23 protein-coding genes are annotated in these 26,941 nt (G+C 64.7%); 13 read left to right on the top strand and 10 right to left on the bottom strand.

The genetic code is table 11. The annotated features are described in order from the left end of the window. Nucleotides 1–23: 23 nt before the first annotated feature. From leuS to PZ895_RS06260, 3 genes are all read left to right on the top strand, one after another. Nucleotides 24–2,633: a leucine--tRNA ligase gene (gene leuS, locus PZ895_RS06270; protein WP_275838167.1), complete on the top strand. Its 2,610-nt coding sequence runs from the start codon at nt 24–26 to the stop codon at nt 2,631–2,633. After that, nucleotides 2,620–3,168: an LPS assembly lipoprotein LptE gene (gene lptE, locus PZ895_RS06265; protein ID WP_275838166.1), complete on the top strand. Its 549-nt coding sequence runs from the start codon at nt 2,620–2,622 to the stop codon at nt 3,166–3,168. Before leuS ends, lptE begins: the two co-directional genes overlap by 14 nt. A 100-nt stretch (nt 3,169–3,268) precedes the next feature. Next, nucleotides 3,269–4,165, top strand: coding sequence for a 1-acyl-sn-glycerol-3-phosphate acyltransferase (locus tag PZ895_RS06260; RefSeq protein WP_275838165.1), 897 nt, complete (start codon nt 3,269–3,271; stop codon nt 4,163–4,165). 55 nt (nt 4,166–4,220) lie between these two features. Here the strand turns inward: PZ895_RS06260 and fsa are convergent, their stop codons facing one another. Beyond that, nucleotides 4,221–4,874, bottom strand: coding sequence for a fructose-6-phosphate aldolase (gene fsa / locus PZ895_RS06255; RefSeq protein ID WP_275838164.1), 654 nt, complete (start codon nt 4,872–4,874; stop codon nt 4,221–4,223). Nucleotides 4,875–4,973: 99 nt separating this feature from the next. Here fsa and PZ895_RS06250 point away from each other — a divergent pair, with 99 nt between their 5' ends. The 8 genes from PZ895_RS06250 to PZ895_RS06215 all read left to right on the top strand — a co-directional run bounded on the left by PZ895_RS06250 (nt 4,974) and on the right by PZ895_RS06215 (nt 14,362). Then, nucleotides 4,974–7,169 carry a primosomal protein N' gene (locus PZ895_RS06250; protein WP_275838163.1) on the top strand — a complete coding sequence of 732 codons (2,196 nt, stop codon included), beginning with the start codon at nt 4,974–4,976 and terminating at the stop codon, nt 7,167–7,169. 57 nt (nt 7,170–7,226) lie between these two features. Continuing rightward, a complete protein-coding gene (locus PZ895_RS06245; protein WP_275838162.1) occupies nt 7,227–7,622 on the top strand; it encodes a DUF4345 family protein in 396 nt (131 codons plus the stop codon). A 211-nt stretch (nt 7,623–7,833) separates the two neighbouring features. Continuing rightward, on the top strand, nt 7,834–8,394 hold the full coding sequence (locus tag PZ895_RS06240; protein WP_275838161.1) for a F0F1 ATP synthase subunit delta: 561 nt from the start codon (nt 7,834–7,836) through the stop codon (nt 8,392–8,394). Beyond that, a complete protein-coding gene (atpA, locus tag PZ895_RS06235; protein WP_275838160.1) occupies nt 8,394–9,923 on the top strand; it encodes a F0F1 ATP synthase subunit alpha in 1,530 nt (509 codons plus the stop codon). The genes PZ895_RS06240 and atpA overlap by 1 nt, the downstream gene beginning before the upstream one ends. Nucleotides 9,924–9,953: 30 nt before the next feature. After that, nucleotides 9,954–10,841, top strand: a complete 888-nt coding sequence (locus tag PZ895_RS06230) for a F0F1 ATP synthase subunit gamma (RefSeq protein WP_275838159.1) — start codon at nt 9,954–9,956, stop codon at nt 10,839–10,841. 46 nt (nt 10,842–10,887) lie between these two features. Then, nucleotides 10,888–12,351: a F0F1 ATP synthase subunit beta gene (gene atpD / locus PZ895_RS06225; RefSeq protein WP_275838158.1), complete on the top strand. Its 1,464-nt coding sequence runs from the start codon at nt 10,888–10,890 to the stop codon at nt 12,349–12,351. 116 nt (nt 12,352–12,467) lie between these two features. Beyond that, nucleotides 12,468–12,866: a F0F1 ATP synthase subunit epsilon gene (locus PZ895_RS06220; protein WP_275838157.1), complete on the top strand. Its 399-nt coding sequence runs from the start codon at nt 12,468–12,470 to the stop codon at nt 12,864–12,866. 194 nt (nt 12,867–13,060) lie between these two features. Next, nucleotides 13,061–14,362 carry an MFS transporter gene (locus PZ895_RS06215; protein WP_275838156.1) on the top strand — a complete coding sequence of 434 codons (1,302 nt, stop codon included), beginning with the start codon at nt 13,061–13,063 and terminating at the stop codon, nt 14,360–14,362. A gap of 6 nt (nt 14,363–14,368) precedes the next feature. Here the strand turns inward: PZ895_RS06215 and PZ895_RS06210 are convergent, their stop codons facing one another. From PZ895_RS06210 to PZ895_RS06195, 4 genes are all read right to left on the bottom strand, one after another. Beyond that, nucleotides 14,369–15,556 carry an AI-2E family transporter gene (locus PZ895_RS06210; RefSeq protein WP_275838155.1) on the bottom strand — a complete coding sequence of 396 codons (1,188 nt, stop codon included), beginning with the start codon at nt 15,554–15,556 and terminating at the stop codon, nt 14,369–14,371. A 79-nt stretch (nt 15,557–15,635) separates the two neighbouring features. Continuing rightward, on the bottom strand, nt 15,636–16,061 hold the full coding sequence (locus tag PZ895_RS06205; RefSeq protein WP_275838154.1) for a DUF1850 domain-containing protein: 426 nt from the start codon (nt 16,059–16,061) through the stop codon (nt 15,636–15,638). Further along, nucleotides 16,019–18,121, bottom strand: a complete 2,103-nt coding sequence (locus PZ895_RS06200; RefSeq protein WP_275838301.1) for a TRAP transporter permease — start codon at nt 18,119–18,121, stop codon at nt 16,019–16,021. Before PZ895_RS06200 ends, PZ895_RS06205 begins: the two co-directional genes overlap by 43 nt. A gap of 175 nt (nt 18,122–18,296) precedes the next feature. Next, nucleotides 18,297–19,259, bottom strand: coding sequence for a TAXI family TRAP transporter solute-binding subunit (locus PZ895_RS06195; RefSeq protein WP_275838153.1), 963 nt, complete (start codon nt 19,257–19,259; stop codon nt 18,297–18,299). 202 nt (nt 19,260–19,461) lie between these two features. Here PZ895_RS06195 and PZ895_RS06190 point away from each other — a divergent pair, with 202 nt between their 5' ends. Both PZ895_RS06190 and PZ895_RS06185 read left to right on the top strand, forming a co-directional pair. Continuing rightward, the gene (locus PZ895_RS06190; RefSeq protein ID WP_275838152.1) at nt 19,462–20,418 is read left to right on the top strand and encodes an alpha/beta hydrolase; all 957 of its coding nucleotides are present in this window, start codon (nt 19,462–19,464) and stop codon (nt 20,416–20,418) included. Nucleotides 20,419–20,491: 73 nt separating this feature from the next. Further along, nucleotides 20,492–22,114, top strand: a complete 1,623-nt coding sequence (locus PZ895_RS06185; RefSeq protein ID WP_275838151.1) for an ABC-F family ATP-binding cassette domain-containing protein — start codon at nt 20,492–20,494, stop codon at nt 22,112–22,114. 12 nt (nt 22,115–22,126) lie between these two features. Here the strand turns inward: PZ895_RS06185 and PZ895_RS06180 are convergent, their stop codons facing one another. From PZ895_RS06180 to PZ895_RS06160, 5 genes are read right to left on the bottom strand one after another with little or no spacing between them, the layout of a single operon-like run. Then, nucleotides 22,127–22,900 (bottom strand): hypothetical protein, encoded by a 774-nt coding sequence (locus tag PZ895_RS06180; protein ID WP_275838150.1) that lies wholly within the window; start codon nt 22,898–22,900, stop codon nt 22,127–22,129. A 37-nt stretch (nt 22,901–22,937) separates the two neighbouring features. Then, entirely contained in the window at nt 22,938–24,152 is a 1,215-nt protein-coding gene (locus PZ895_RS06175; RefSeq protein WP_275838149.1) for a LysR family transcriptional regulator, read from the bottom strand. A 41-nt stretch (nt 24,153–24,193) separates the two neighbouring features. Continuing rightward, nucleotides 24,194–25,252 (bottom strand): 4-oxalomesaconate tautomerase, encoded by a 1,059-nt coding sequence (locus PZ895_RS06170; protein WP_275838148.1) that lies wholly within the window; start codon nt 25,250–25,252, stop codon nt 24,194–24,196. Further along, nucleotides 25,249–25,974, bottom strand: coding sequence for a PIG-L deacetylase family protein (locus tag PZ895_RS06165; protein WP_275838147.1), 726 nt, complete (start codon nt 25,972–25,974; stop codon nt 25,249–25,251). Before PZ895_RS06165 ends, PZ895_RS06170 begins: the two co-directional genes overlap by 4 nt. Beyond that, nucleotides 25,971–26,939 carry a VOC family protein gene (locus tag PZ895_RS06160; protein WP_275838146.1) on the bottom strand — a complete coding sequence of 323 codons (969 nt, stop codon included), beginning with the start codon at nt 26,937–26,939 and terminating at the stop codon, nt 25,971–25,973. The genes PZ895_RS06165 and PZ895_RS06160 overlap by 4 nt, the downstream gene beginning before the upstream one ends. Between the last annotated feature and the right edge of the window lie 2 nt (nt 26,940–26,941).

Genomic DNA, 26,941 nt, shown 5'->3' with positions numbered 1-26,941 from the left:
CCCACTTAAGCAAAAAAGCGGTCATGGCAACCGAACGATACAATCCGCGCGCATCGGAACCGAAATGGCAGAAGGCCTGGGACGAGGCCCAGCTCTTCGCGACGAAGAACGACGATCCGCGCGAGAAATACTACGTCCTCGAGATGTTCCCCTATCCGTCGGGGCGCATCCATATGGGCCATGTGCGCAACTATGCGATGGGCGACGTGGTGGCGCGCTACAAGCGGGCGGCCGGATACAACGTGCTGCACCCGATGGGCTGGGACGCCTTCGGCCTGCCGGCCGAGAACGCCGCGCGCGACAACAAGGTCAATCCGCGCGACTGGACCTATGCCAATATCGAGACGATGAAGGGCCAGTTGAAGACGATGGGCCTGTCGCTCGACTGGGCGCGCGAATTCGCGACCTGCGACCCGAGCTACTACAGGCACCAGCAGAAGATGTTCCTCGACTTCTGGCAGGCCGGCCTTGTCGAGCGCCGCAACGCCAAGGTCAACTGGGACCCCGAGGACATGACCGTGCTCGCCAACGAGCAGGTGATCGACGGGCGCGGCTGGCGCTCCGGCGCACTGGTCGAGCAGCGCGATTTGACCCAGTGGTTCTTCAAGATCACCTCGATGGCGCAGGAACTGCTCGACGGACTCGATACGCTTCCCCGCTGGCCAGACAAGGTCAAGCTGATGCAGTCGAACTGGATCGGGCGGTCGCGCGGAATCGAGATTTCATTCCCGATGACGGAGCCCGGCTACGGCCTTGACGAGATCGTCTGCTTCTCGACACGGCCTGACACGATGCACGGCGCGAGCTTCATCGCGATCGCTCCCGATCATCCGCTTTCCCTGGAACTGGAGGCAAGGAACGAGGCTCTTGCCACGTTCAACGCCGAGTGTCGCCGGATCGGGACGTCGGAAGAGGCGCTGGAAAAGGCCGAGAAGCTCGGGTTCGATACGGGACTTTTCGTTCGCCATCCGGCCGAGGAGCGCGACCTGCCGGTCTGGGTCGGCAATTTCGTGCTGATGGGATATGGCACGGGCGCGGTCTTCGGCTGTCCCGCACACGATCAGCGCGATCTCGACTTCGCGCGCAAATACGGCTTGCCGGTGCGCAACGCCTTCCACCTGCCGGACGATACGACGGAAGTCGGCGACGAGGCCCTCATCCCCGAAAAGAACGCGCGTGTCGTCTATGTCGATCACTTCGCCGGGATCGGCGAGGCGACGAGCGAGGAAGCAATCGAACGGACGATCGCGTGGTTCGAGGCGAAGGGCTTCGGCAAGGGCGTGACGCGGTTCCGCCTGCGCGACTGGCTGATCTCGCGCCAGCGCTACTGGGGCTGCCCGATCCCGGTCGTCCATTGCGAGACCTGCGGCGCGGTTCCGGTGCCGGCCGATCAGTTGCCGGTGCGTCTGCCAGACGAGGTGTCTTTCGACAAGCCTGGCAACCCGCTCGACCATCATCCGACGTGGAAACACGTCGCCTGCCCGAATTGCGGCGAGCAAGCGCGGCGCGACACCGACACGATGGACACGTTCGTCGATTCCTCCTGGTATTTCGCTCGCTTCACCGATCCGTGGAACGAGGATCAGCCGACCGATCTCGCCCATGTCGACGGGCCGAATGGCTGGCTGCCGGTCAACCAGTATATCGGCGGCATCGAGCACGCGATCCTGCATCTGCTCTATTCGCGCTTCTTCGCCCGCGCGATGAAGGCGACGGGGCATCTAAACAGCGTCGAGGAGCCTTTCGAGGGCCTGTTCACGCAAGGCATGGTGGTCCACGAGACCTATCGCGGCCCCAAGGGCTGGGTGACGCCGGCCGAAGTGAAACTGGAGGAAGTCGAGGGAAAGCGGCGGGCCAGCCTGATCGCGACCGGCGAGGACATCGCGATCGGCTCGATCGAGAAGATGTCGAAGTCGAAGAAGAACGTGGTCGACCCCGACGACATCATCGCCAGTTATGGTGCGGATACCGCCCGCTGGTTCATGCTGTCGGATTCGCCGCCGGACCGCGACGTGATCTGGACGGAAGCGGGCGTCGAGGGCGCGCATCGCTTCGTGCAGCGCGTCTGGCGCCTGGTGGCGGAAGCCTCGGAGGTGCTGAAGGATGTTGCGGGCGCGCCCGCGCGGGAAGGCGATGCCGTTGCAATATCGAAGCTCGCGCACAAGACGGTGAAGGCGGTCGGCGCCGACATCGAGCGCCTCAGCTTCAACAAGGCGGTGGCGCGGCTCTACGAACTGGTCAATGCGCTGGCGCCGCGCGTGCAGGCGCTGGCGAGGGCGAACGATGCCGACAAGAAGGCGCTGCGCGACGCCTTGGACAAGCTGGTGGTGATGGTGGCTCCGATGATGCCGCATCTGGCCGAGGAGTGCTGGGCGGCGCTGGGCGGCGACGGCATGGTCGCAAACCAGCCCTGGCCGAAATTCGATGCGGCGCTGACCGTCGACGACGAGATCACCCTGCCGGTTCAGGTCAACGGCAAGAAGCGCGGCGATTTGACAATCGCGCGCGACGCGGACCAATCTGCCGTCGAAGCGGCGGCGCTCGCCCTCGACGCCGTGCAAAAGGCGCTCGAAGGCAAGGCGCCGCGCAAGATCATCGTCGTGCCGCAGAGGATCGTGAATGTCGTTGCTTGATCGGAACCGGCTGCGGCTGGCAGGGCTCGGCCTGGCTCTTTCGCTTGCCGCCGCCGCGGGCTGCACGGTGCAGCCGCTCTACGGAACGGGCGGGACGACCGCGAGCGGCGCGCCGATGAGTGCGGAACTCGCCACGGTCGCGGTCGCGCCGGTCGGCGACCGCGTCAGTCAGGAAGTGCGGAACCATTTGATCTTCCTGTTATCGGGCGGTGCGGGCGAGCCGTCCGCCGCGCGCTATACGGCGCAACTCGCCGTTTCGGTCTCGGATGCCGCGGCGGCCTCCGTGCAGGTCGGGCGCGACGAGGAGCCGACGGCGTCGCTGGTGACGGTTGCCGCCTCCTATACGCTGACTGACGATACCGGAAACCGGATCGGTGCCGGTTCGCGATCGGCTCAGGCGGCCTATGACGTTTCGCGCCAGCAATTCGCGGCGCTGCGCGCTTCGCGCGACGCGCAGAACAGGGCGGCGCGCGAGGCAGCCGAACTCGTGCGCCTTGCGATTGCCCAGGATATTTCCCGGCGACCTACACGCTAGCTGATAATCAGGAACTTTTTGTTACCAAAGCCATTCTTGCAAGAATGTCATGGCCACGTCATCCCCTTCGGCGATGAAGGCGCGTGACGGAGTGCACAGAATGAATCTTCGGCAGGCGCCGTACAGTCTCACCTCGATCATCAGTTACCTGATGCCTTCGGCCAAGCCGCGCGACCATGTGGTCGACCAGCTCATCGCCGAACGCGCCACGCATCTGTCGCGCAATCCCGCATGGCCGGTGCTGCGGCCGCTGATCTATCGCTATTTCGACTACGATCTCGCCGTCTCGATGGCGAACGACATGGCGCCGCTCTCGGGTATCGAGGCTTTCGACTATCTGTCGAAGCTGCTGGCGCTCGACGTCACGGTGACGGGTCTGGGCAACATTCCCAAGAGCGGCGGCTTCGTGCTCGCGCCGAGCCATCCGACGGGAATTGCCGACGGGATCGCCGTCTACGAGCTGATGAAGCCGGTGCGCAACGATCTTTCGATCTTCGCCAACCGGGACGCGCTGCGCGTTTCGGCGGGTCTGCGCGACCTCATCATTCCGGTCGAATGGCGGCAGGGCGAGAAGAGCCATTCGAAGAGCCGCGACACGCTGGAAATGACGGCCAAAGCCTTTGCAAACGACCGCGCCGTGGTGCTGTTCCCGTCCGGCCGCATCGCCTATTGGACCCAGAACAAGCTGACGGAGCGGCCCTGGCAGTCTTCCTTCGTGGCGCTGGCGCGGCGCTACAGCGTGCCGGTCGTACCGGCGCACATCACCGCGCGCAATTCGGGGCTGTTCTACTTTCTGTCGAAATATTCGACCGAGATGCGCGACATGACCGTCTTCCACGAACTTTTGAACAAGAAGAACCGGCCCTTCGAGATCACCGTCGGCAAGCCGATCGCGCCTGACCTTTTGCACGGCGACGCGGTAGAGGTCGCAGCGCTTTTGCAGAAGCACACGGTCGAGGATCTGGCGCGCGATCCGGATGCGGAATTTCAGCGGTAGATGCAAAAAACCCCGCGCGAAACGGGGTTTTTTCATATTCGGGCGGGCCGAACCTTCAGCCGATCTTCTGGCCGGTCTTGGCCCAGTCGGCGAGAAAGGCTTCGAGACCCTTGTCGGTGAGCGGGTGCTTGACCAGCGCCTTCAGCGTTGCCGGCGGCACGGTCGCGACATCGGCGCCGATCAGCGCGGCGAGCTTGACGTGGTTCACCGTGCGGATCGAGGCGGCGAGGATTTCGGTCGTGAAATCATAGTTGGTGTAGATCTGCTTGATCTCGGAGATCAGCTCCATGCCGTCGATGCCCATATCATCGATGCGGCCGATGAAGGGCGAGATGAAGGTCGCGCCGGCCTTGGCGGCGAGCAGCGCCTGGTTGGCCGAGAAGCAAAGCGTGACGTTGACGAGGCGGCCGTCGCCGGTGATCGCCTTGCAGGCCTTGAGGCCGTCGAGCGTCAGTGGCAGCTTGATGCAGATATTGTCGGCGATTTTGGACAGGACATCGGCCTCGCGCATCATCTCGGCATAGTCGGTGGCGGCGACTTCGGCCGAAACCGGGCCGTCGACGATGTCGCAGATTTCCTTGGTGACTTCCTTGATATTGCGGCCCGATTTCAGGATCAGCGACGGGTTGGTCGTCACGCCGTCGAGCAGGCCGTATTCGTTGAGTTCGCGGATGTCGGCGACATCGGCCGTATCGACGAAGAATTTCATGTGCGTCTCCTTCAGGCTTCGGCCAGGCGGCGGATGGGAAGTCCGTAAGCCGGCGGTTGGGACTTGCACTACCGCAAGATCGGGGCAAGGTCACGTCCGATGAGCCAAGATTCGCCTTCCCTCTTCCCGCCAAGCAAGGTCGTGCCCGTTCTCGTGCCGATGCCGGCCGAGCGCGCCTATTCCTATGCCGTGCCGGACGGGATGGCGGTGGTGCCGGGCTCGATCGTGCGCGTGCCGCTCGGGCCGCGGCTGGTTGCGGGGGTCGTGTGGGACGGCGACGGGGGATCGGTCGATCCAAGCAAGCTGCGGCCGATCGACCATGTGTTCGACTGCCCTCCGATCGGCGAGGAATTACGACGCTTCGTCGACTGGGTCGCGGGGTATACACTCTCACCGCCCGGCATGGTGGCGCGGATGCTGCTGCGGGCGCCGGCGGCGTTCGATCCCGAGCCGATGATCGACGGGCTGGTGCTTTCGGGCGCCGAGCCCGACCGTATGACGGATGCGCGCCGGCGCGTGCTCGAAATGGCGTCCGACGGGCTCGCCTGGACGCGCTCGGGGCTGGCGCGCGCGGCCGGGACGTCGCTGACGGTGATCGACGGGCTGAAGGCGCAGGGCGTCTTCGACGAAGCGCAGATCGCGCCGCGGCCGGTGGTCGCCGCGCCGGACCCCGACTATGCGCAGGCGAAGTTGATGCCGGAGCAGGCGGGTGCCGCGCAGAATTTGCGCGACAAGGTCGCGGGCGGCGGGTTCTCGACGACACTGATCGATGGCGTGACGGGCTCGGGCAAGACGGAGGTTTATTTCGAGGCGATTGCGGAAGCCGTGCGGGCGGGGCGTCAGGTGCTCGTGCTGGTGCCGGAGATCGCGCTGACGGCGGCGTTTCTCGAGCGCTTCCAGGACCGGTTCGGCGCCAAGCCCGCCGAATGGCATTCCGAACTTGCGCCGCGGACGCGCGAAAGGGTCTGGCGGCAGGTGGCGGAGGGACGCGTGCGCGTCGTCGCCGGCGCGCGCTCGGCGCTGTTCCTGCCGTTCCGAGACCTCGGACTGATCGTCGTCGACGAGGAGCACGACCCCGCCTACAAGCAGGAAGATCGCGTCTTTTACAACGCCCGCGACATGGCGGTGGTGCGCGGCCATATCGGGCAGTTTCCCGTCGTGCTCGCCTCGGCGACGCCTTCGGTCGAGAGCCGGGTCAATGCGGGGCAGGGGCGCTATTCGCGGGAGGTGCTGTCGGGCCGTTATGCCGAGGCGGCGCTGCCGGACATCCGCGCGATCGACATGCGAAAACATCCCCCGGCACGCGGCGGGTTCATCTCGCCGGTGCTCGTTTCGGCAGCGCGCGCGACGGTGGAGCGTGGCGAGCAGGCGCTGTTCTTCCTCAACCGGCGCGGCTATGCGCCGCTGACGCTCTGCCGCGTCTGCGGTCATCGCTTCCAGTGCCCGTCCTGTTCGAGCTGGCTGGTCGAACACCGCTTTCGCGGCCAGTTGATGTGCCATCATTGCGGGCATTCGGAACCGCGGCCCGAAGCCTGCCCGTCTTGCGGCACGCTCGATCATCTGGTGCCGTGCGGGCCGGGTGTGGAGCGGATCGCCGAGGAGATCGTCTCGCACTTTCCCGATAGCCGTGTGATCGTTCTGTCCTCGGACATGCTGGGCGGGGTGAAGCGGCTTCGGCTCGAACTCGAGGCCATCGCCAAGGGCGAGGCGGACATCGTGATCGGCACGCAACTCGTTGCCAAGGGACACAATTTTCCGAACATGACGCTGGTCGGCGTGGTCGATGCGGATCTGGGGCTTGCCAATGGCGACCCGCGCGCGGCCGAGCGGACATTCCAGCTTCTCAGCCAGGTGACGGGCCGGGCGGGGCGCTCCGGCAAGAAGAGCGTCGGTCTGTTGCAGACCTACCAGCCCGACCATCCGGTGATGCGCGCGCTCGTCTCCGGCGACGCGGAGGCGTTTTACGACCGCGAGGTCGCGGAGCGCGAGCGCGGCCGCCTGCCGCCCTTCGGCCGTCTCGCTGGCGTCATCGTCAGTGCCGCGACGCGGGCCGAGGCCGAAGGCCATGCACGCGGGCTGCGGCAGGCGGCCGTGCGCTCGAACGAGATCATGGTGCTCGGCCCGGCCGAAGCCCCGCTGGCGCTCCTCGCCGGGCGGCATCGCTTCCGGCTGCTGGTCCATGCCGAGCGCAAGGCCGACATTCAGGGGTATATCCGCGCGATGCTGGGCGCCGGGCCGAAGGAGCGCGGGTCGGTGCGGGTGAACGTGGACATCGATCCGCAGAGCTTTCTATAGACAGATCGTTGGCCGCCCGCGTATGCGGGGTCCACAATCTCGAGGGGATTTCGAAGTATGGAACTCGCATTTCCGTGGCCGTATTCGCAGGGTGAATGGCTGGCGTGGTCGGCGGCGGCGATCACGGTCCTGTTCGGGCTCGTCACGCTGTTCGCGCCGCGCTTGTCGCTGAAGGCGCTGCGGCTCCAAACAGTGCCAAACCACCCCGAAGCGGTGGCCGAATCGCGGGCGACGATGTCGGGGTTCTATCTGGGCGTCGGGCTCTGCTGCATTCTGCTCGCCCAGCCGCTGCTCTATCTGACGCTCGGCGCCTCCTGGGCGTTGACGGCCTTCGGGCGGATCGTTTCCATGCTCTCAGACCGGGGCAATACGGCCTATAACTGGGTCGTCCTGGCGATCGAGATCGTGCTTGCCGCACTGCCGCTCGCCTTCGCTCTCGGCTTCGTCGGTTGATCCTTTCGAACTGCGACAAAACGGCCAAAAACCGCCCAGCAAGGCGTGTTGCGAGTCCCGGAAGCCTGTGCTAGACGGCAATCGACTTTTGACCGGGGCGGCGGCTCGATCGCTCGTCCGGGGGAAATTTTCAACGAGGTCAGGGATTTAGCCGGTCGATTGCACCGGTGCTCGAATTCGCTGCCTTCCAGATGAAGAGAAAACGCACCTCGTGGCACAGTCTGGCTCGATGATCTCAGGTGTTTCGCAGCGCTATGCGCGCTCGCTGTTCGAACTGGCGCGGGACGACAATTCCGTCGCCGAAACCGAGAAAGAGCTCGGCCGCTTCGCCGCCATGCTCGACGAGAGCGACGATTTGCAGCGCCTCGTCACCAGCGCGGTCTTCTCAGCCGAGGACCAGTTCCGCGCCATTTCGGCGATTCTCGACAAGGCCGGCATCAAGGGCCTCGTCGGCAATTTCCTTCGCGTCGTCGCGCAGAACCGCCGGCTCTTCGCCGTGCCGGGCATCATCGCCTCTTTCCGCCAGATCGCGGCCGAAGCGCGGGGCGAAGTTTCCGCCGACGTGACGTCGGCACACGCGCTCGATGCGGCGCAGGAGAAGGAACTCAAGGCGGCGCTGAAAAGCGTTGCCGGCAAGGACGTGACGGTCAATCTCACGGTCGACCCTTCATTGCTCGGCGGTCTCGTCGTCAAGATGGGCTCGCGCCAGATCGACACGTCGCTCAAGACTAAACTCAATTCGCTCAAGCTTGCACTGAAAGAGGTCGGCTGATGGACATCCGCGCCGCGGAAATTTCCGCAATTCTCAAGGACCAGATCAAGAATTTCGGCCGTGAAGCCGAAGTCTCCGAGGTCGGTCAGGTTCTCTCCGTCGGCGACGGCATTGCGCGCGTCTACGGCCTCGACAACGTCCAGGCCGGCGAGATGGTCGAGTTTCCGGGTGGCATCCGCGGCATGGCGCTCAACCTCGAAGCCGACAATGTCGGCGTCGTCATCTTCGGCGCCGACCGCGACATCAAGGAAGGCGACACCGTCAAGCGCACCGGCGCGATCGTGGACGTCCCGGTCGGTCCGGGCCTGCTCGGCCGCGTCGTCGACGCGCTCGGCAACCCGATCGACGGCAAGGGCCCGATCGAGGGCATCGAGCGCAAGCGCGTCGACGTCAAGGCGCCCGGCATCATCCCGCGCAAGTCGGTGCATGAGCCGATGTCGACCGGCCTCAAGGCCATCGATGCGCTGATCCCGGTCGGCCGCGGCCAGCGCGAACTGATCATTGGCGATCGCCAGACCGGCAAGACCGCCATCATCCTCGACACGATCCTGAACCAGAAGTCGCTCAACCAGGGCGACGACGAAAGCCAGAAGCTCTACTGCGTCTACGTCGCCATCGGCCAGAAGCGCTCGACCGTCGCGCAGCTCGTCAAGGTTCTCGAAGAGCGCGGCGCGCTCGAATATTCGATAATCGTGGCCGCCACGGCCTCCGATCCTGCGCCGATGCAGTATCTGGCGCCGTTCGCCGGCTGCACCATGGCCGAATATTTCCGCGACAGCGGCAAGCACGCCCTGATCGCCTATGACGATCTGTCCAAGCAGGCCGTCGCCTACCGCCAGATGTCGCTCTTGCTGCGCCGTCCGCCCGGCCGCGAAGCCTATCCGGGCGACGTCTTCTACCTGCATTCGCGCCTGCTCGAGCGCGCGGCGAAGATGAATGACGAACTCGGCTCGGGCTCGCTGACCGCGCTGCCGGTCATCGAGACGCAGGCCAATGACGTCTCGGCCTATATTCCGACCAACGTGATCTCGATCACCGACGGCCAGATCTTCCTCGAGACCAACCTCTTCTTCCAGGGCATCCGCCCGGCCGTGAACGTCGGCCTGTCCGTGTCGCGCGTCGGCTCGGCCGCGCAGATCAAGGCGATGAAGCAGGTTGCCGGCTCGATCAAGGGCGAACTCGCCCAGTATCGCGAGATGGCCGCGTTCGCGCAGTTCGGCTCGGATCTCGATGCCTCGACGCAGCGCCTCTTGAACCGCGGCGCGCGCCTGACCGAACTCCTGAAGCAGCCGCAATTCTCGCCGCTGAAGACGGAAGAGCAGGTCGCGGTGATCTTTGCCGGCGTGCAGGGCTATCTCGACAAGATCGCGCTCGGCGATGTCGGCAAGTTCGAGCAGGGCCTGTTGTCGCACATGCGCTCGGAAGGCAAGGACGTGCTCGACCAGATCCGCAAGGAGAAGGCGCTGTCCGACGACCTGCGCGGCAAGCTCAAGGCGGAAATCGACAAGTTCGCCAAGTCGTTCGCCTGAGGCTTTTGACGAGAAAGCAGAGATTGCCGCATGGCTTCACTGAAAGACCTTCGTAACCGCATCGCCTCGGTCAAGGCGACGCAGAAGATCACCAAGGCGATGCAGATGGTCGCCGCGGCGAAGCTGCGTCGCGCGCAGGAAGCCGCCGAGGCCGCGCGCCCCTATTCGGAGCGCATGGCGACGGTTCTGGCCAACATCTCGGCCGCGGTCGACGGCGCCGATGCGCCGGCGCTGATGGCGGGCACCGGCAAGGACGACGTGCATCTGCTCGTCGTCGCGACCGCCGAGCGCGGGCTTTGCGGCGGTTTCAATTCGCAGATCGCGCGTCTCGCCAAGGAGCATGTCCGCAAGCTCCTTTCCGAAGGCAAGACGGTCAAGATCATCACCGTCGGCAAGAAGGGCTACGACATCCTTCGCCGCGACCATGCCAATCTGATCATCGAGCGCATCGAACTGCGCGACGTGAAGCAGGTGGGCTTTGCCAATGCCGACCAGATCGCGCGCAAGGTCATCCAGCTCTTCAGTCAGGGCGAGTTCGACGTTGCGACGCTGTTTTATTCGCAGTTCAAGTCGGTGATCAGCCAGATCCCGACCGCGCAGCAGATCATCCCCGCCTCGGCGCCGGTGACGTCGGAAGCTTCGGACGACCAGGCCGGAGGCAACGCGGTCTACGAATACGAGCCGGATGCGAGCGAAATCCTCGGCGACTTGATCCCGCGCAACATTTCCGTGCAGGTGTTCCGGGCGCTGCTCGAGAACGCCGCCGGCGAAATGGGCGCCAAGATGACCGCGATGGACAACGCCACGCGCAATGCCGGCGACATGATCAACAAGCTTTCGATCACCTACAACCGTCAGCGCCAGGCGCAGATCACCAAGGAACTGATCGAAATCATTTCCGGCGCGGAAGCGCTGTAATCGACCGGGCGCCTTTCGGGCGCCGTGAAGAAAGAGGCTCAGAACGATGGCTAAAGCAGCTACCAACACCAAGGCGGCCACGCCTGCCGCATCCGGCTCGACCGGCACGGTCCGTCAGGTCATCGGCGCCGTCGTCGACGTTGCCTTCGACGATCACCTGCCGGCGATCCTGAACGCGCTTGAGACCGACAATAACGGCCAGCGCCTCGTTCTCGAAGTCGCCCAGCATCTCGGCGAGAACACCGTCCGCACCATTGCGATGGACTCGACCGAAGGTCTCGTCCGCGGCCAGGCGGTCAAGGACACCGGCGCGCCGATCTCGGTGCCGGTCGGCCCCGAAATGCTTGGCCGCATCATCAACGTGATCGGCGAGGCGATCGACGAGGAAGGCGCGCTCGGCGCCGCCGAAACCCGACCGATCCACGCCCCCGCTCCGGCCTATATCGAACAGTCGACCGAGTCGGAAATTCTCGTCACCGGCATCAAGGTCATCGACCTTCTGGCGCCCTACGCCAAGGGCGGCAAGATCGGCCTGTTCGGCGGTGCCGGCGTCGGCAAGACCGTTCTGATCCAGGAACTGATCAACAACGTCGCCAAGGCGCATGGCGGCTACTCGGTGTTCGCCGGCGTCGGCGAGCGCACCCGCGAGGGCAACGACCTCTATCACGAGTTCATCGAATCGGGCGTCAACAAGAAGGGCGGCGGCGAAGGCTCCAAGGCCGCACTCGTCTACGGCCAGATGAACGAGCCGCCCGGCGCGCGCGCCCGCGTCGGCTTGACCGGACTGACGGTCGCCGAATATTTCCGCGACCAAGGTCAGGACGTTCTGTTCTTCGTCGACAACATCTTCCGCTTCACGCAGGCGGGCTCGGAAGTGTCGGCGCTGCTTGGCCGCATTCCCTCGGCCGTGGGATACCAGCCGACGCTGGCGACCGACATGGGCGCGTTGCAGGAGCGCATCACCACGACGACCAAGGGCTCGATCACCTCGGTTCAGGCCATCTACGTTCCCGCCGACGATCTGACCGATCCGGCGCCGGCGACCTCGTTCGCGCACCTTGACGCGACGACGACGCTGAACCGCTCGATCGCCGAAAAGGGCATCTACCCGGCCGTCGATCCGCTCGATTCGACCTCGCGTATGCTCGACCCGCAGATCGTCGGCGAAGAGCATTACGCGGTGGCCCGTTCGGTCCAGCAGACGCTCCAGCGCTACAAGTCTCTCCAGGACATCATCGCGATCCTGGGCATGGACGAGCTTTCCGAAGAGGACAAGCTGACCGTCGCCCGCGCCCGCAAGATCGAGCGCTTCCTGTCGCAGCCCTTCTTCGTCGCCGAAGTCTTCACCGGCGCGCCGGGCAAGCTGGTCGACCTCGCCGACACCATCAAGAGCTTCAAGGGCCTCGTCGCCGGCGAATACGACTACCTGCCGGAAGCCGCCTTCTACATGGTCGGCTCGATCGAGGAAGCCGTCGAGAAGGGCAAGAAACTCGCCGCCGAAGCTGCCTGATCGCAGTGAATGGTGAATGGTGAATGGTGAACGGAGAGAAGTGAAATGTGAGTGCGGGAAGTGCGTGATGGTCGCGACCATTCACCATTCACCATTCACCATTCACTCGGACTGACATGGCACAAACTTTCAAGTTCGAACTCGTCTCGCCGGAGCGGCTGCTCGTCTCCGAAGAGGTCGAGGCTGTCGTCATTCCCGGCACCGAGGGGGAACTGACGGTCATGGCCAACCATGCGCCGTTGATGACGACGATCAAGCCGGGCGTCGTGCGCGTCCAGTTCGGCGGCGGCCGCGAGGACCGCTATGTCGTGTTCGGCGGCTTCGCCGACGTGGTGCCGGAAGGCTGCACCCTGCTGGCGGAATCGGCGATCGCCGTGGCCGATGTCGACAAGGATGACATCGCGCGGCGTATCCAGGACGCGCGCGAGGACCTCGACGACGCCAAGGACGACGATCAGCGCTCGAAAGCCGAACAGCTCATCGCACAGCTCGCGACCCTTCAGGACGCCGTCTAGAGTGTTGATGACCCCGATCCGGCTTTCCTTAACCGGACATTGACCACGGCGGGCGAAAGCCCGCCGTTTTCGTATCTGTCGCCGGCAATTCAGCGTTCCTTAAAACATCGCTGGCTTGGTCTGTTCGATGCCTGCTCGCAAAGAAGCGGCATGAGAGCTTCACTCCGGCTGGGGCGCCGGACGGGAGAGACGACATGACACTGGTTACCGCCGACCTCGACCAAGGGTCCGGTGCGGCTCGACCGCAGCGGCTGAACGTCGCCTACGCGATGCTCGCCGTGCTTGCCGTCATCAATCTCATGAACTTCATGGACCGCGTCCTGTTTTCGGTCATGCTCGAGGCGATAAAGGTCGATCTGGCATTGTCCGACACGCAGATGGGGATCGTCAGCGGCATAGCCTTCGCCGTGCTCTATGGCGGCTTCGGTCTCGTCATGGGACGGCTGGCGGACACGCGCAACCGCGTCCGGCTGATCTCGGGCGCACTTGCCTTCTGGAGCATGGCGTCGGCGCTTTGCGGCGCTGCGGCGAGCTTTGGTCACATGTTTGCCGCGCGCGCGATGGTGGGCCTCGGAGTTTCGGGCTGCGCGCCCTGCGGCCAGTCCATCATCGCCGATTACTTCCCGCCGGAACGCCGGGCATTGGCACTGTCGATCTTCGCCGGCGTCGGCACGCTTGGAACGTTCATCGGCCTTGTCGTCGGCGGACATCTCGCCGAAGCCTATGGCTGGCGGACGACGTTCGTTATTTTCGCGATACCCGGCCTGATCGTTGCGCCGCTGGTCTTTTTCCTCGGCCGCGAGCCGAAGCGCGGTGCGTTCGACAAGCTGGTTTCGGCGCAGCTTCCCTGGTCGCAGGCGATCCGGCATCTCCTCGAAATACGCACGGCGCGCAACCTCCTGGCCGGAACACCCCTCGTTCTGGTGACGGTCGGTGTCGCCAACTGGATACCGGCATTTCTCCAGCGCGCGCACGGTGCCAGCGCGGCCGAAGTGGGAACCTATGGCGGTGCGAGCCTTGGCGTCGGCCTGGTGATCGGGACGCTGGCCGGAGGCGTGATCGTCAACACGCTGCGTAAGCGCAACAGGCTTTGGGAGTTCTGGTGGCCCGCGCTCGCCACAGTGCTGTCGGTCCCCCTGCTGGCTGCCTTCTACCTCGCCGGAAGCGCATCCGCGGCCTATACGATCCTGTTCTTCGCCTTCCTCATCGCCGGCACCAGCTTCGGACCGTCGCTCGCCTGCATCATGGCGGTTGCGGACGCTTCCCTCCGCGGCACGATGGTGGCGCTCGCGGTGCTGGCGTCCTCCCTCGTCGCCTATGGCGTTGCGCCGGCGCTGGTCGGGATCGTCAGCGATGCGTTCATCGCACAAGGACTCGACGAGGCCAATGGCCAATCGCTGCGCTATGCGCTGATGACGGCGCTGGTTTTTCCGCTTGTCGGCGCGTTTTTCTTCCACCGTGCCGCGTCGAGCGTGGCGGCTGACGCCGTCGACTGAAACGTCTCAGCCCAGACTTGAGGCCGGCGGCGTCGTATGGGGCGAATCCGGCGGAACGTTTGTGGCGACAGGTTCGGTGAATTCCAGTTCGCGGACCCATTCGCGCCAGATCGCGACAAGCAGCGCCATCAGCACGGGGCCGATGAAAAGCCCGACGAAACCCATCGTCTTGACGCCGCCGACAAGACCGAAAAAGGTCGGCAGGAAGGGCAGCTTGATCGGGCCGCCGACGAGCTTGGGGCGCAACGTCTTGTCGACGATGAACAGTTCCACCGAGCCCCAGATCCACAGTGCGACGCCGGCAAATGGCGAGCCGCTGGCGATCAGATAGATCGAGACCAGACTGAACGAAAGCGGCGCGCCGCCGGGAATGAGGGCCATGACGCCGGTGATCACGCCGAGCGTGACGGGCGAGGGCGCTCCGGCGATCCAGTAGGCGATGCCGAGCACGATGCCTTCGCCGATGGCGATCAGCGTCATGCCGGTGACCGTCGAGGAGATGGTGGCCGGAACGACGCGGGAGATGCGGCTCCAGCGAGTCGGCAGGATGCGTTCGCCGATCCGGTCGACCTGCCCGACGAAGCGCTCGCCGTCCTTGTAGATGAAGAACAGCGCGATCAGCATGAAAAGAAGATTGAGGAACAGCTCGAACAGCCCGCCCCCGGCAGCCAGGGCGGCGCGATAGATATTGCCGATATTGGCGCCCGAAACGAGCTGAACCAGTTCGCCGATCGCGCCGGGATGGCCGATATAACGCACCCATTGCTCGTCGATCCAGGAGCCGACCGCCGGCAAGGCGGCCATCCAGTCCGGTGTCGGACTGCCGGTTCGGTTCGCCTCGACCGCCCAGAAGAACCATTCCCGCATCTCGTTGGCCGCATAGCTGATGGCCATGATGATGGGCACGACGAGAAAGGCGACAATCAGGATGATGGCGAGCGTTGCCGCCAGAATGTTGGAATTGCCGAGGCGGTGTCGCAGGCGGCTGTAGAGCGGCCAACTCGCAAATCCGATGACGAGCGCCGCAAGGACCGGGACGAGAAATCCATGGAAGAAATAGATGCCGGCCGCAACGACGAGCACCAGCAGCCAGCGCGCCGCCGACAAGGGCGGCACGAGCGCGACCCGACCCGAACTCGTCGGCCCGAGCCAGCGTGGTTCGTTCGATGGGCGTTGCGGGGGATGCTCGTTCACTGGAATTCCGTCGACCTGCCTGCAATCGCGCAGTCGCTGATATTGCTGCCGTCAGCAAGGCATTGTTTTGGCGAGGCGGTCAAGGCTGGCTTTCGGCGCGGTCGCATGGCGACAGGCGGACGACCTCTCCCGCGGCAGGCACCAGATCGGAAAGCCGACGGCAGCGCCCCTCTCCGTCGCAAAGCGTCCAGTCGGTTCCTCGTCCGGCGTCTGACAGGAGAAGTTCGGGCAGGGCGGGCAGGCTCGGCCGGTAGCGCCAGGCGCCGTCCTTCAGAACCGCTCCCTCGGGAATCTCCATCCCGGCGCCCGTTCCCCGGACAATGGCCTCTTCCAGAACAAGACCCTGCGGACGGATTGTCCAGCGCTCGGACCATTCGATCCTTTCGACCGAGTGATCCCAGGACAGCGTGAAGCTTTGCAGCGCCAGAGCGACGATCGTTCCCGCAGCCTCGACGCACAGATTCATGCCGCCGACGCAGCGTTGCGTGCGGCGCGCGCGCGCCACCAGTGGAAGCCGACAAGGGCGAAGCCCAGCGCAAAGCCGATCTCGTCGGTGAGGGGCAGGGCGAGGACCATGGTGAAGGCAGCGACCATCGCCCAGATCCGTTCGAACCAGTTCAGCGGAACAAGCAGGAAGCCGATCGCGGCCGCGCCCCATAGCGTGATCGAGAAGAGGGCCTTGAAGAGGATGTAGACGACCGCGGGCCAGAAGCCGATGGCGGCGTCAAGCGGCCCGCCGGACTGCATCATCAATGCGGGCGTATAAACCGCCATGAACGGAATGACGAAGCCGGCCAGCGCGATTTTGACCGCCTGCATACCGATCCTCATGCCCGATTCCTTGGCGATCGGCGCAGCCGCGAAGGCGGCGAGCGCCACCGGCGGCGTCAGGTCGGCGAGAATGCCGAAATAGAACACGAACATATGGCTGACCAGCAGCGGCACGCCGAGTTCGAGGAGGGCCGGGCCGGCGATCGAGGAGGTGATGATGTAGTTGGGGATCGTGGGGATGCCCATGCCGAGAACGAGGCAGGTCAGCATGGTCAGCACCAGCGAGGCGAAGAGGCTCTGCTCGCCGATGCGCACGATGAAGGAAGCGAAGGTGGACGCCGAGCCGGTGAGGCTGAGAACGCCGATGATGACGCCGACCATGGCGCAGGCAATCGCCACGGGGAGCGCGTTCTTGGCGCCGTCGGCAAGCGCGTTGCGCGAGACGATGAGCGTTTCGCGGCCGCCCTTGACGAAGAAGTTGACCAGGACGAGCGCCGCGATCGTCCAGATGATGACGTTGACGCCGTAACGGAAGAAGGAGGCGCAGACGAGGCCGAGCAGCACCCAGTAGAGATAGCGGATCGCCTGGTTCGGAAGGCCGCGGGCGATGGCGCCGCCGAGGATCAGGACCGCGGTGAGCGCAAGGCCCATCGTGCCGGCGAAGAGCGGCGTGAAGCCGGTGAACAGCAGATAGACGAGGACGCCGAGCGGAATGAGCAGATACCAGCCGGCCTTGAGCGCGCCGAGCGCGCTCGGTGTCTGGTCCTTGCGCATTCCCACTAGACCGCGTTTGCCGGCTTCCAGATGCACCATCCAGAAAGCGGAAAAGAAGTAGAGGGCGGCGGGAATGATCGCCGCGATGACAACCTGCGCATAGGGGATGTTCAGCGTCTCGGCCATGATGAAGGCGACCGCGCCCATGACCGGCGGCATGATCTGCCCACCCATGGACGAAACCGCCTCGACGCCGCCGGCAAAGGCGGGCTTGTAGCCGAAGCGCTTCATCAGCGGGATGGTGAACTGGCCGGTGGTTACGACATTCGCCACGCCCGAACCCGAGATCGTGCCCATGAAGGCCGAAGAGACGACGGCGACCTTGGCCGGACCGCCCTTGGTGTGGCCGACCATGCCGAGCGAAACGTCGGTGAAGAGCTTGATCATGCCGGCGCGTTCGAGGAACGATCCGAACAGGATGAACAGGAAGATGTAGCTCGACGATACATAGACGGGCGTGCCGTAGATGCCCTCGGTGCCGAAGCTGAGCTGGCCGATCACCTGATCCCAGTCATAGCCGCGATGCGCAAGGACGCCCGGCGCATATTCGCCGAAGAGACCGTAGAGCAAGAAGATGCCGGCGATGATCGGCAGCGCCGCGCCCATGAGGCGCCGGGTGGCCTCGAAGACGAGGACGATCAGCAAGCCGCCGACGATCAAATCCTGCGTCAGGAGGAAGCCGCCCTCGCGCAGGATCAAGTCATTGTAGAAAACCCAGTAGTAGCCACCGATGCAGAAGCCGACGATGCCCATGGCCCACAGGATCGTCTTCTTGACGATGCTGCCGCCGGTGAGATTGGCGATCAGCGTGAAGCCGAGAAGCAGGACGAAGCCGACATGCATCGAGCGTACGACCTGGCTTGGAATGGCATGGAACGCGGCAACCCAGAGCTGGAACACGGAAAAGGCGATGGCGATGCCGAAGACGACCGTGCCGGCAAGCCCGATGCCGAAGCCCGACGGAAGACCGTGCTCGGGATCGGCGGGAGCGGCGGGCGTGGTCTCGGCGGCCGCTGTCATCGGTGCATCGCCGAGCCTTTTTTCGGCTTCGCCGCCGGCCAGTTCGGTGTTCTTCGTCATTTGGGCGACCTCTCCCCATGCAGGCGGTGCGCCTGCTCCATCGAAAAATCCGCCGGCGGGCCGGTGCCCGCCAACGGATGCATCAAGTCCGGTTCCTAGCGCGAGCGCGCGATCCTTACTGGATCAGGCCCTGCTCGCGGTAATAACGCTCGGCGCCGGGGTGCAGCGGCACCGGGTTCTCGTCGACCGCATTTTCCAGCGCGATGGCCGAGGCGGCCGAGTGCGAGGAGACCATTCGGTCGAGGTTCTCGTAGAGAAGCTTCGTCATCTGGTAGGCGGTCTCTTCGGAGACGTCCTCGTGGGTGACGAGGTAGTTGATGACGGTCGCGGTCTGCACGTCCTCGTCCTGGCCGTTATAGGTGCCGGCCGGGATGACGCCGGGCGCATAGGGCGCGCCGATCGACTCGACCAGATCGGCCGGGATTTCGACGATGGTCGTCGGATTGGTGGTCGCCAGATCCTGGATCGAGGCAACGCCGAGGCCGGCGGATTGCAGCGTGGCGTTTAACTGGCGGTTCTTCATCAGCTCGACCGATTCGGCGAAGGGCAGGTACTGCACCTGGCCGAGATCCTGATAGGTCATGTCGGCGGCTGCGAGAATGGCGCGGGTGTTGAGCTCGGTGCCCGAGGCCGGCGCGCCGACCGACAGCGTCTTGCCGCGCAGATCCTCGAGCGTCGTGATGCCGCTGTCGGCGGTCGCGACGAGCTGGATGTAGTTCGGATAGATGGCGGCGATGCGGCGCAGCTTGGTCAGCGGCTCGCGGAAGCCGGCTTCCTCGTCGCCTTCCCAGCCCATGACGAGCGAATCGCCCAGCGAAAAGCCGATCTCGCCACGGCCCTGCTGCAACAGGTTGAGATTTTCGACCGACGCCTTGGTGGCCTGGACCTGCGTGCGCGAGCCTTCGATGCCGTCGCCGTAGATTTCCGACAGCGCGACGCCGAGCGGATAATAGACGCCCGAGGTGCCGCCGGTGAGAACGTTGATGAATTCCTGCGCCTTGGCGCCGGTCACGGCAACGCCGATGACGAGCGAAGCACCGACGAGGCGCGCGAGGGTCTTGGACGGACGATTGAGCATGGGCATTCCTCCCTGAAATGTTCTGTTCTTGCCGAGATGTTATCTCAAGTGACGAGACCTGTTCGATAACCCCCCGGTGCGACAAGTCAAGCCGGAAGGCGGCCCTTCTCGCCCTTCGGCTGCCGCGATCGGACATTTTGCAACCTGAAGGGGCATGTCGCTCCCTTGCCAAAACCTGCGCCGGCTGGAAGGAAGGAAGCAGATGACAGATGCCGCCCCCTCCACCCGCCGCGCCCGCGCGACGCTGCTTGCACCCTTTTCAGGCGAGGAACCGTCCGCGCCGGTCTGGTTCGCCAATGCGCTTGCCGCCATGCCGGAACGCAGCGCCGTGACGGTGGACGGAGCGGCGATCGAGACGCTGGCTTGGGGTGCGCGGGGCGAGCGCGGATTGCTCTTCCTGCATGGCAACGGGGCCCATGCCGACTGGTGGGATTTCATCGCGCCATTCTTTGCCGACCGCTTCCGCGTCGCGGCGATGTCATGGTCCGGCATGGGACGTTCGGACTGGCGCGAGGACTATTCGATCGACCAGCATGTCGACGAGGCGGTCGCGGCGGGCGAGGCTGCGGGCGTGTTCGACGCTGCGCAAAAGCCCGTCATCGTCGCGCATTCCTTCGGCTCGCTGCCGGCGCTTCGCCTGGTCGACCGGATGGCCGACAGGCTTGCCGGGATGGTGATCGTCGACCCGCCGCTCTTTTCCGAGGCGACGCGGGCGGCGCGCAAGTCGACCGATCCCGAAGCCTATCGCATCCACCGGGTCTATCCGAGCCTTGCCGAAGCGCTCGCGCGCTTTCGCTTCGCGCCCGAGCAGCCCTGCGAAAATCTCTTCATCGCCGACCACATCGCCCGGCATGGACTCAAACAGGTCGAGGGCGGGTGGACGTGGCGGTTCGACCCACGCCATTGGCGACGCGGAAACCGCAAGCATGATTTCGATGCGATGTTCGCCCATTCGAAAGTGCCGGTGGCATTGGTGCTCGGAGCCAGTTCGGTGCTCTACAATTCGGACGATCTGGAGCATCTGGATGGGTTGTGCGCGGCGGCATCGGCGCCGAAGACCGTGATCGTGAACGCCGCGCACCATGTCATGGTCGACCAGCCGCTTGCCTTCATCGATGTGGTGCGACGGCAACTCCAGGCGTTCGTCGCTGCGCCATAGTGCCGCCCGCCCTTTCGCGCGCGATCCCAATCGCGTATCTGCCGCGCTCCAGCGTGCGCAAGGTTTCCCCGGAATGATACGTCTCGAGAATATCAGCAAGCAGAACGGCAAGCAGATCGTCTTCATCGAGGCGTCGGCCGCGCTCCAGAAGGGCGAGAAGATCGGTCTCGTCGGACCGAACGGCGCCGGCAAGACGACGCTCTTTCGCATGATCACCGGTGAGGAACAGCCCGACGAGGGACAGGTTGCGTTCGATCGCGGCGTGACCATCGGCTATTTCAGCCAGGATGTCGGCGACATGGCCGGCAAGAGCGCGGTGGCCGAAGTGATCGACGGCGTCGGGCCGGTGAGCGCGCTCGCCGCCGAGATGGCGCAACTCGAGGCCGCCATGGGCGACCCCGACCGGGCCGACGAGATGGATGAGATCATCACGCGCTATGGCGAGGTGCAGGGAAGGTTCGACGAACTCGACGGCTACGCGCTCGACGGGCGGGCGCGCGAGGTTCTTGCCGGGCTGGGCTTCAGCCAGGAGATGATGGACGGCGACGTCGGCAAGCTTTCGGGCGGCTGGAAGATGCGCGTCGCACTCGCCAAGATTCTATTGATGCGGCCCGACGTGATGCTGCTCGACGAGCCGAGCAACCATCTCGACCTCGAAAGCCTGATCTGGCTGGAAGCCTTTTTGCAGGGCTTCGACGGCGCGCTGTTGATGACATCGCACGACCGCGAATTCATGAACCGGATCGTCACCAAGATCGTCGAGATCGACGCCGGTTCGCTGACCTCCTATTCGGGCGACTACGCCTTCTATCAGGAGCAGCGCGCGCTGACCGATGCGCAGCAGCAGGCGCAGTTCGAGCGCCAGCAGGCGATGCTGGCCAAGGAGATCGCCTTCATCGAGCGCTTCAAGGCGCGCGCTTCCCACGCCGCGCAGGTGCAGAGCCGGGTGAAGAAGCTCGACAAGATCGACAAGGTCGAGCCGCCGAAACGCCGCCAGACGGTGCGTTTCGAGTTCCAGCCGGCGCCGCGCTCGGGCGAGGACGTGGCGACCTTGAAGAACGTCTCCAAGAGCTATGGCAGCCGGACCATCTATGACGGGCTCGACTTCCAGGTGCGCCGGCGCGAGCGCTGGTGCGTGATGGGCATCAACGGGGCCGGCAAGTCGACGCTCCTGAAGCTCGTCACCGGCACGGCCGATCCGGACAATGGCTCGGTCGCGCGCGGGCCAAGCGTCAAGATGGGCTATTTCGCCCAACACGCGATGGAACTGCTCGAAGGCGAGCGCACGGTGTTGCAATCACTGGAGGATGCCTTCCCGCAGGCGGGACAGGCGCCGCTGCGCGCGCTTGCCGGCTGCTTCGGCTTTTCCGGCGACGAGATCGAGAAGAAATGCCGCGTGCTTTCGGGCGGCGAGAAGGCGCGGCTGGTGATGGCGAAGATGCTGTTCGATCCGCCGAACTTCCTCGTCCTCGACGAGCCGACCAACCATCTCGACATCGCGACCAAGGAAATGCTGATCGCCGCGCTCCAGCAGTATGAGGGCACGATGCTGTTCGTCAGCCACGACCGGCGTTTCCTCGCGGCGCTGTCGAACCGGGTTCTGGAACTGACGGAGGACGGCATCCGCACCTATGGCGGCGGCTACGCCGAATACGTCGCCAGCACCGGTCAGGAAGCGCCCGGCTTGCGCAGCTAGAGCGGCAAAGATTCACGGATCGTTCCTTTGGGGTCGACGCTCCTCCGCTATGTCGACCAAACGCTGCGCAAGCCTGAACAATAAGAAGCTGCACGATGATGCGTAAACCTGTAAGACTAGGAACTCAAGATCGTTTTCGTTCCAAACCCACTGTTGCGCAGGATCGGCATCATACAGCGCCTTCAACGCCGGGATTGCTTTAGTCCTGAATGCTTTGTTCGTCAGATCGACATTCCACTCATGGGCCGCGAGATTCCTCACCGCGCGAATTTTGTCGCACATCATCAACTCGCGTTGCGTGATCAGCCCAAGAGCAAAGCATACCTTCGAACGCCCCGAAAAAGTCCCGAGGGAACTCTGTGCATCATCCCAGATCAACTCGCGGGACTTCGCGTGGTCAACCAAGAATGACTCCAGAATTCTTCCCAGCACCGCCTCGATCATTGCGGACCAAACCAAGATGATTCCCCTTGGAGTGCCTCTAGCTACCTCAGCGTTGGCTTGCCTTATGAAGTCGTAGATCTCCGGCCAGCCGTGCAGGAGGTTGGACACACCACCCTCGTTGACAATTTCTGCAGGTGCAGGCTTCGGTGCATACGGGGCGACTTGGCCGAAATCCCCCGCCGCGCATCGGGCAAATATCTCGCGTCCGTGTGATTCTACATCGTTGGGGTTGGCCGTGAATGGCACCTCGACCTTGAGCTGCTCGAATTTTACGAAACAATCGATCACCGTGTGGGCAGCGTCCGCCCATTGTGGTGATCGAACCGATGTGTAGGTGTACAATACGACTTACTCCTCAACAGCGGACCGCATCTGAAAACTATAGCGCTTTTGCCGCGACGCGCAGCGCGTCGAGGAGTTCGGCTTGCAAGGTCGTCGGCATCCAGCCTTGTCGGGTGGTGATGCCGATAGGACGTGCGGTGGCCGGCAGCGCAAGCTTCAGCGGCATCAGGTGGCCGGCCCTTTCCTCATAGGCGATCTGGCGGCGCGACATCAGCGTCAGCCGGTCGGAATTGACGAGGAGGCCGCGCAGCGCGACCAGCGAACCGGTCTCGACGAGGCCGCTGCCGCATCGGTCGAGGCCGTGCCGGGCCGCCAATTCGTCGAAGATCGCGCGGGTGGGCGTGCCCTTGCGCGGCAGTATCCACGGATAGGCGCGGAGGTCGTCGAACGAGAGTTCGGGGCGCGCGCAGAGCGGATGGCCGGCACGCACCACGACCGACAACGGATCGTCGAAAAGCGCTTCCTGCGCGATGCCCTTTGCCTCGGATGCGGAGCGCAGGGCGCCGACCAGCAGGTCGATCTCGCCGATGCCGAGCGCATGGACGAGCGTGTCGTAGGAGCCGTCGACGATCTCGACGGAGGCGGCGGGGCGCCGGCCGGTCCATGCGACGATGGCCTCCGGCACGATCTGCGTGCGGGCGAAGGGCAGGGTGCCGATGACGACGCGGCCGGTGAAGCGGCCGTCGAGCTCGCGGGCATCTTCCAATGCGTTTTCGAGTTCGCGCAGGACGAGGCTGGCGGCGCGCGCCAGCATGGTGCCGGTCGCCGTCAGGCGGATCGAGTTCTGCCGACCCTCGAAGAGCGGGACCGTGCCGATGCGCTCCAGTTCGCGCGCGGCGCGCTGGACCGAAGGCTCGGCCTGTTCGAGACGGCGGGCGGCGGCGGTGAAGCTGCTGGTCGATGCGAAGGCGGCGACGGCACGCAGATGGGCGATGGTGGCGTGGGTTTCCAGAAGATCGACGGCCAGCGCGCGGCCGATCGAGGCGTGGCGCGCCAGGCGCTCATTGGCTTCGCGCAGGAGCGAGAGGGCGCGTGCCGCGCGCTCGGCAAGCAAACGTCCGCGCTCGGTGACGAAGACGCCGGAACCGCGCCGCTCGAAAAGCGCGCCGCCGAACTGGCCTTCGAGCTTGGCGATGGCCTGCGAGGCGGCGGGCTGCGACACGCGCACGGCTTCGGCCGCGCGGGTCAGCGACTTGGTCTCGGCGGCGAACTGGAAAAGCCGGACATGGCGCAGATTGGGGTAGGACGACATGGGGTGGATTTAGGCATCCAACATGCCGTTTGGGAAGTGGCTCAGTCGTAGACCAGCCCGTCGAAAAGCTTGCGGGCGGTTCGAAGCACGCCTGCTTCGGCAAGGTTGCCGGCCTCGTCGAGGCTCGCCGTGACGGTGAACTCGCCGGTCGGGTGTTCGATCGAGATCAACATGTCGCGGGCACGTTGCAGTTTGGCGATCCGCGCTGCCGGGCCGCTTTTAAGAAGGCAGGCGGTGGCGACGCTGACCGCGCCGAGGACGCCGATCGCCTGATGGCAGACATGCGGGATGAAGGTGCGGGTGGAGATGGCACCCCCCGCCTGCGCGGCGCTGACGAGCGTCATCTTGGGCACGGATTTTTCTGCGACGTCGCCGAGATTCATCAGCGGCCCGGCCTTGAGCCGGATGGATTCAATGCGGGCCTTCAGGCCGCCATTCGCGTTGAGTTCGGCCGGGATTTCCGTGCCGGAGAGGCCGAAGTCGGCCGCCGCCATGACGACGCAGGGCATTCCGTTGTCGATCAGGGTCGCCTCCACGCCGTCGATCCTGTCGACATCGCTGCCGGTGGGCAGCAGCGCGCCGCAGGAGGAGCCGGCCGTGTCCTTGAAGACGATGGGGATCGGCGCGGCGGTGCCGGGCACGCCGTCAATGCGGGCATCGCCGGCATAGGTCACATGGCCTTCCGGCGTCTTGACGGTCGCGACGGCGACCTGGCCGGTGTTCTCCATGAAGATGCGCACGCGCGTCTCGGCGTCATCGGCCGAAACGAGGCCGCGTTCGATGGCGAAGGGGCCGATGCCGGCAAGGATGTTGCCGCAATTCTGCGCGTCGGTGACGATGGGTTTGTCGACGAAGATTTGGAGGAAAAGATAATCGACGTCGACATACGGCCGCTGCGATTGCGAGACGATCGCGACCTTGGAGGTGAGCGGGTCCGCGCCGCCGAGACCGTCGATCTGGCGCGGATCGGGCGAGCCCATGACGCGCAGGAGGAAGGCGTCTCGCGCGGCCGGATCGGCCGGCAACTCATTCTTGAGGAAATAGCCGCCCTTCGACGTGCCGCCGCGCATCCACATGGCGCGGATGCCGCTCGACATCACAGCGCATCCACGGTGCGCGGGAAGATCGACTGGAAACCTTCGGCATATTTCGCCTCGCGCCCGCCTGCCTGACCGCCGGAGTTGCGCCGGAACTGGTTGGCGCGGTTCTCGGCGACGTTGGTGTAATAGTCCCAGAGATGCTGCTGGCCCTCCATGCACTCGATGGCGGCCTTCTTCTTTTTCCAGACCGGCGTGATGTCGAGGATCGTGTCGGGCTTCCAGGCGCATTGCTCGGTCTGGTGTGGCTCGAACAGATAGAGTTGCGGCGCGCCCAGCACCTTCTCGCCGGGATTGTGCCCCCATGCCTGCGCTATCATGCGGCATTCGAGCGCGATGCGCGTCGCATAGGGATGGTCGGTGTTGTAGGGGTCCTCCATCGAGTGCGACAGCATGAAGTCCGGCTGGACCTTGCGGATGACATCGACCAAACGGAATTTCGCGTCGCGGTCGAGTTCGAGCGGATAGTCGCCGCAGTCGAAGAACTGAATGTCGGCTGCGCCGAGCGCGGCGGCGGCGGCTTCGGCCTCCTTGCGCCGGGCGGCCTTGACGCCCTCGAGCGTCGCGCCGGCATTCTTCCAGAGTTTGGCGCTTTCGCCGCGCTCGCCATAGGAGAGGCAGACGATGGTGACGTCGATGCCCTTTTCGGCGTGGAGCGCGATCGCGCCGCCGCAGCGCCAGACGAAATCGGCCGAGTGGGCGCTGATGACGAGGGCGGTGCTCATTGTTTGGTGCCTCCTTGGGGAACGGGTGGCGTGCCGTGGGTGTGGAAGGATTCGATCGTCTTCAGCCCCCATGCCTGGCCCTTCCTGCGCTCGGCTTCCGTCCAGACGACCGTCTGCCAGTCGGGATCGAGGACGAGCCGGGCGCCGGCATTGGCGATCTCGATGCGGTTGCCGGCCGGCTCGTAGACATACAGGAAATAGGTGCCCTGGATGGCGTGGCGGTGCGGGCCGGTCTCGATGAAGACGCCGTTTTCGAGGAAAATGTCGGCGGCGCGCAGGATGTCGTCGCGGTGGTCTGCGGCGTAGGTCAGATGGTGGAAGCGACCGCGCGTGCCGGAATGGTCTTCCGTGCAGGCCATGTCGTAGCCCTTGTTGTTGACCGTGAACCAGCAACCGCCGATCCGGCCATTGTCGAGTTCGATCATCTCGGTCACGCGGCTACCAAGCGCCTCGACCATGAAGTCACGAATTTTCGACACGTCGGTCGCCAGAAGGTTGAAATGGTCGATCCGGCGCGGCGCCGCGCCGCGGCCATGGAAGCGCTGGGCGACGTTCTTGAGCGCCGGCCGTTCGGCCTCGGGCGGCTGGTATTTGTGCGTGTCCCAGTAGAGTTCGAAGACGTGCCCGTCCGGGCTGTGGAAACGGTAGGAACGGCCGTGGCCGAGGTCGCCGTCGGTCCAACCGATTCCGAGGCCCATCTTCTCGATGATGGCAACGCGCCGTTCGAGCGCGCCCTGCGACGAGGTGCGGTAGGCGCAGTGCGCCATGCCGGTCGTGTTCGATGCGGTCAGCTTCAGCGAATGGAACTCGTAATCGTCCCAGGCGCGCAGATAGACCGAAGAGCCCTCGCGGCCGGCTTCCGTCAGCCCGTAGACATTGACGAAGAAGTCGAGGCTTTCCTCGAATTTGTCGGTCAGGAGTTCGACATGGCCGAGATGGGCGACGTCGAAACAGGGCTCGTTCATGT

Source organism: Mesorhizobium sp. YIM 152430 (genome assembly GCF_029210365.1).
Classification (GTDB): domain Bacteria; phylum Pseudomonadota; class Alphaproteobacteria; order Rhizobiales; family Rhizobiaceae; genus Aliihoeflea.
The sequence above is the reverse complement of the archived record's forward strand: the minus strand, read 5'-3'. Positions and strand labels throughout refer to the sequence as shown.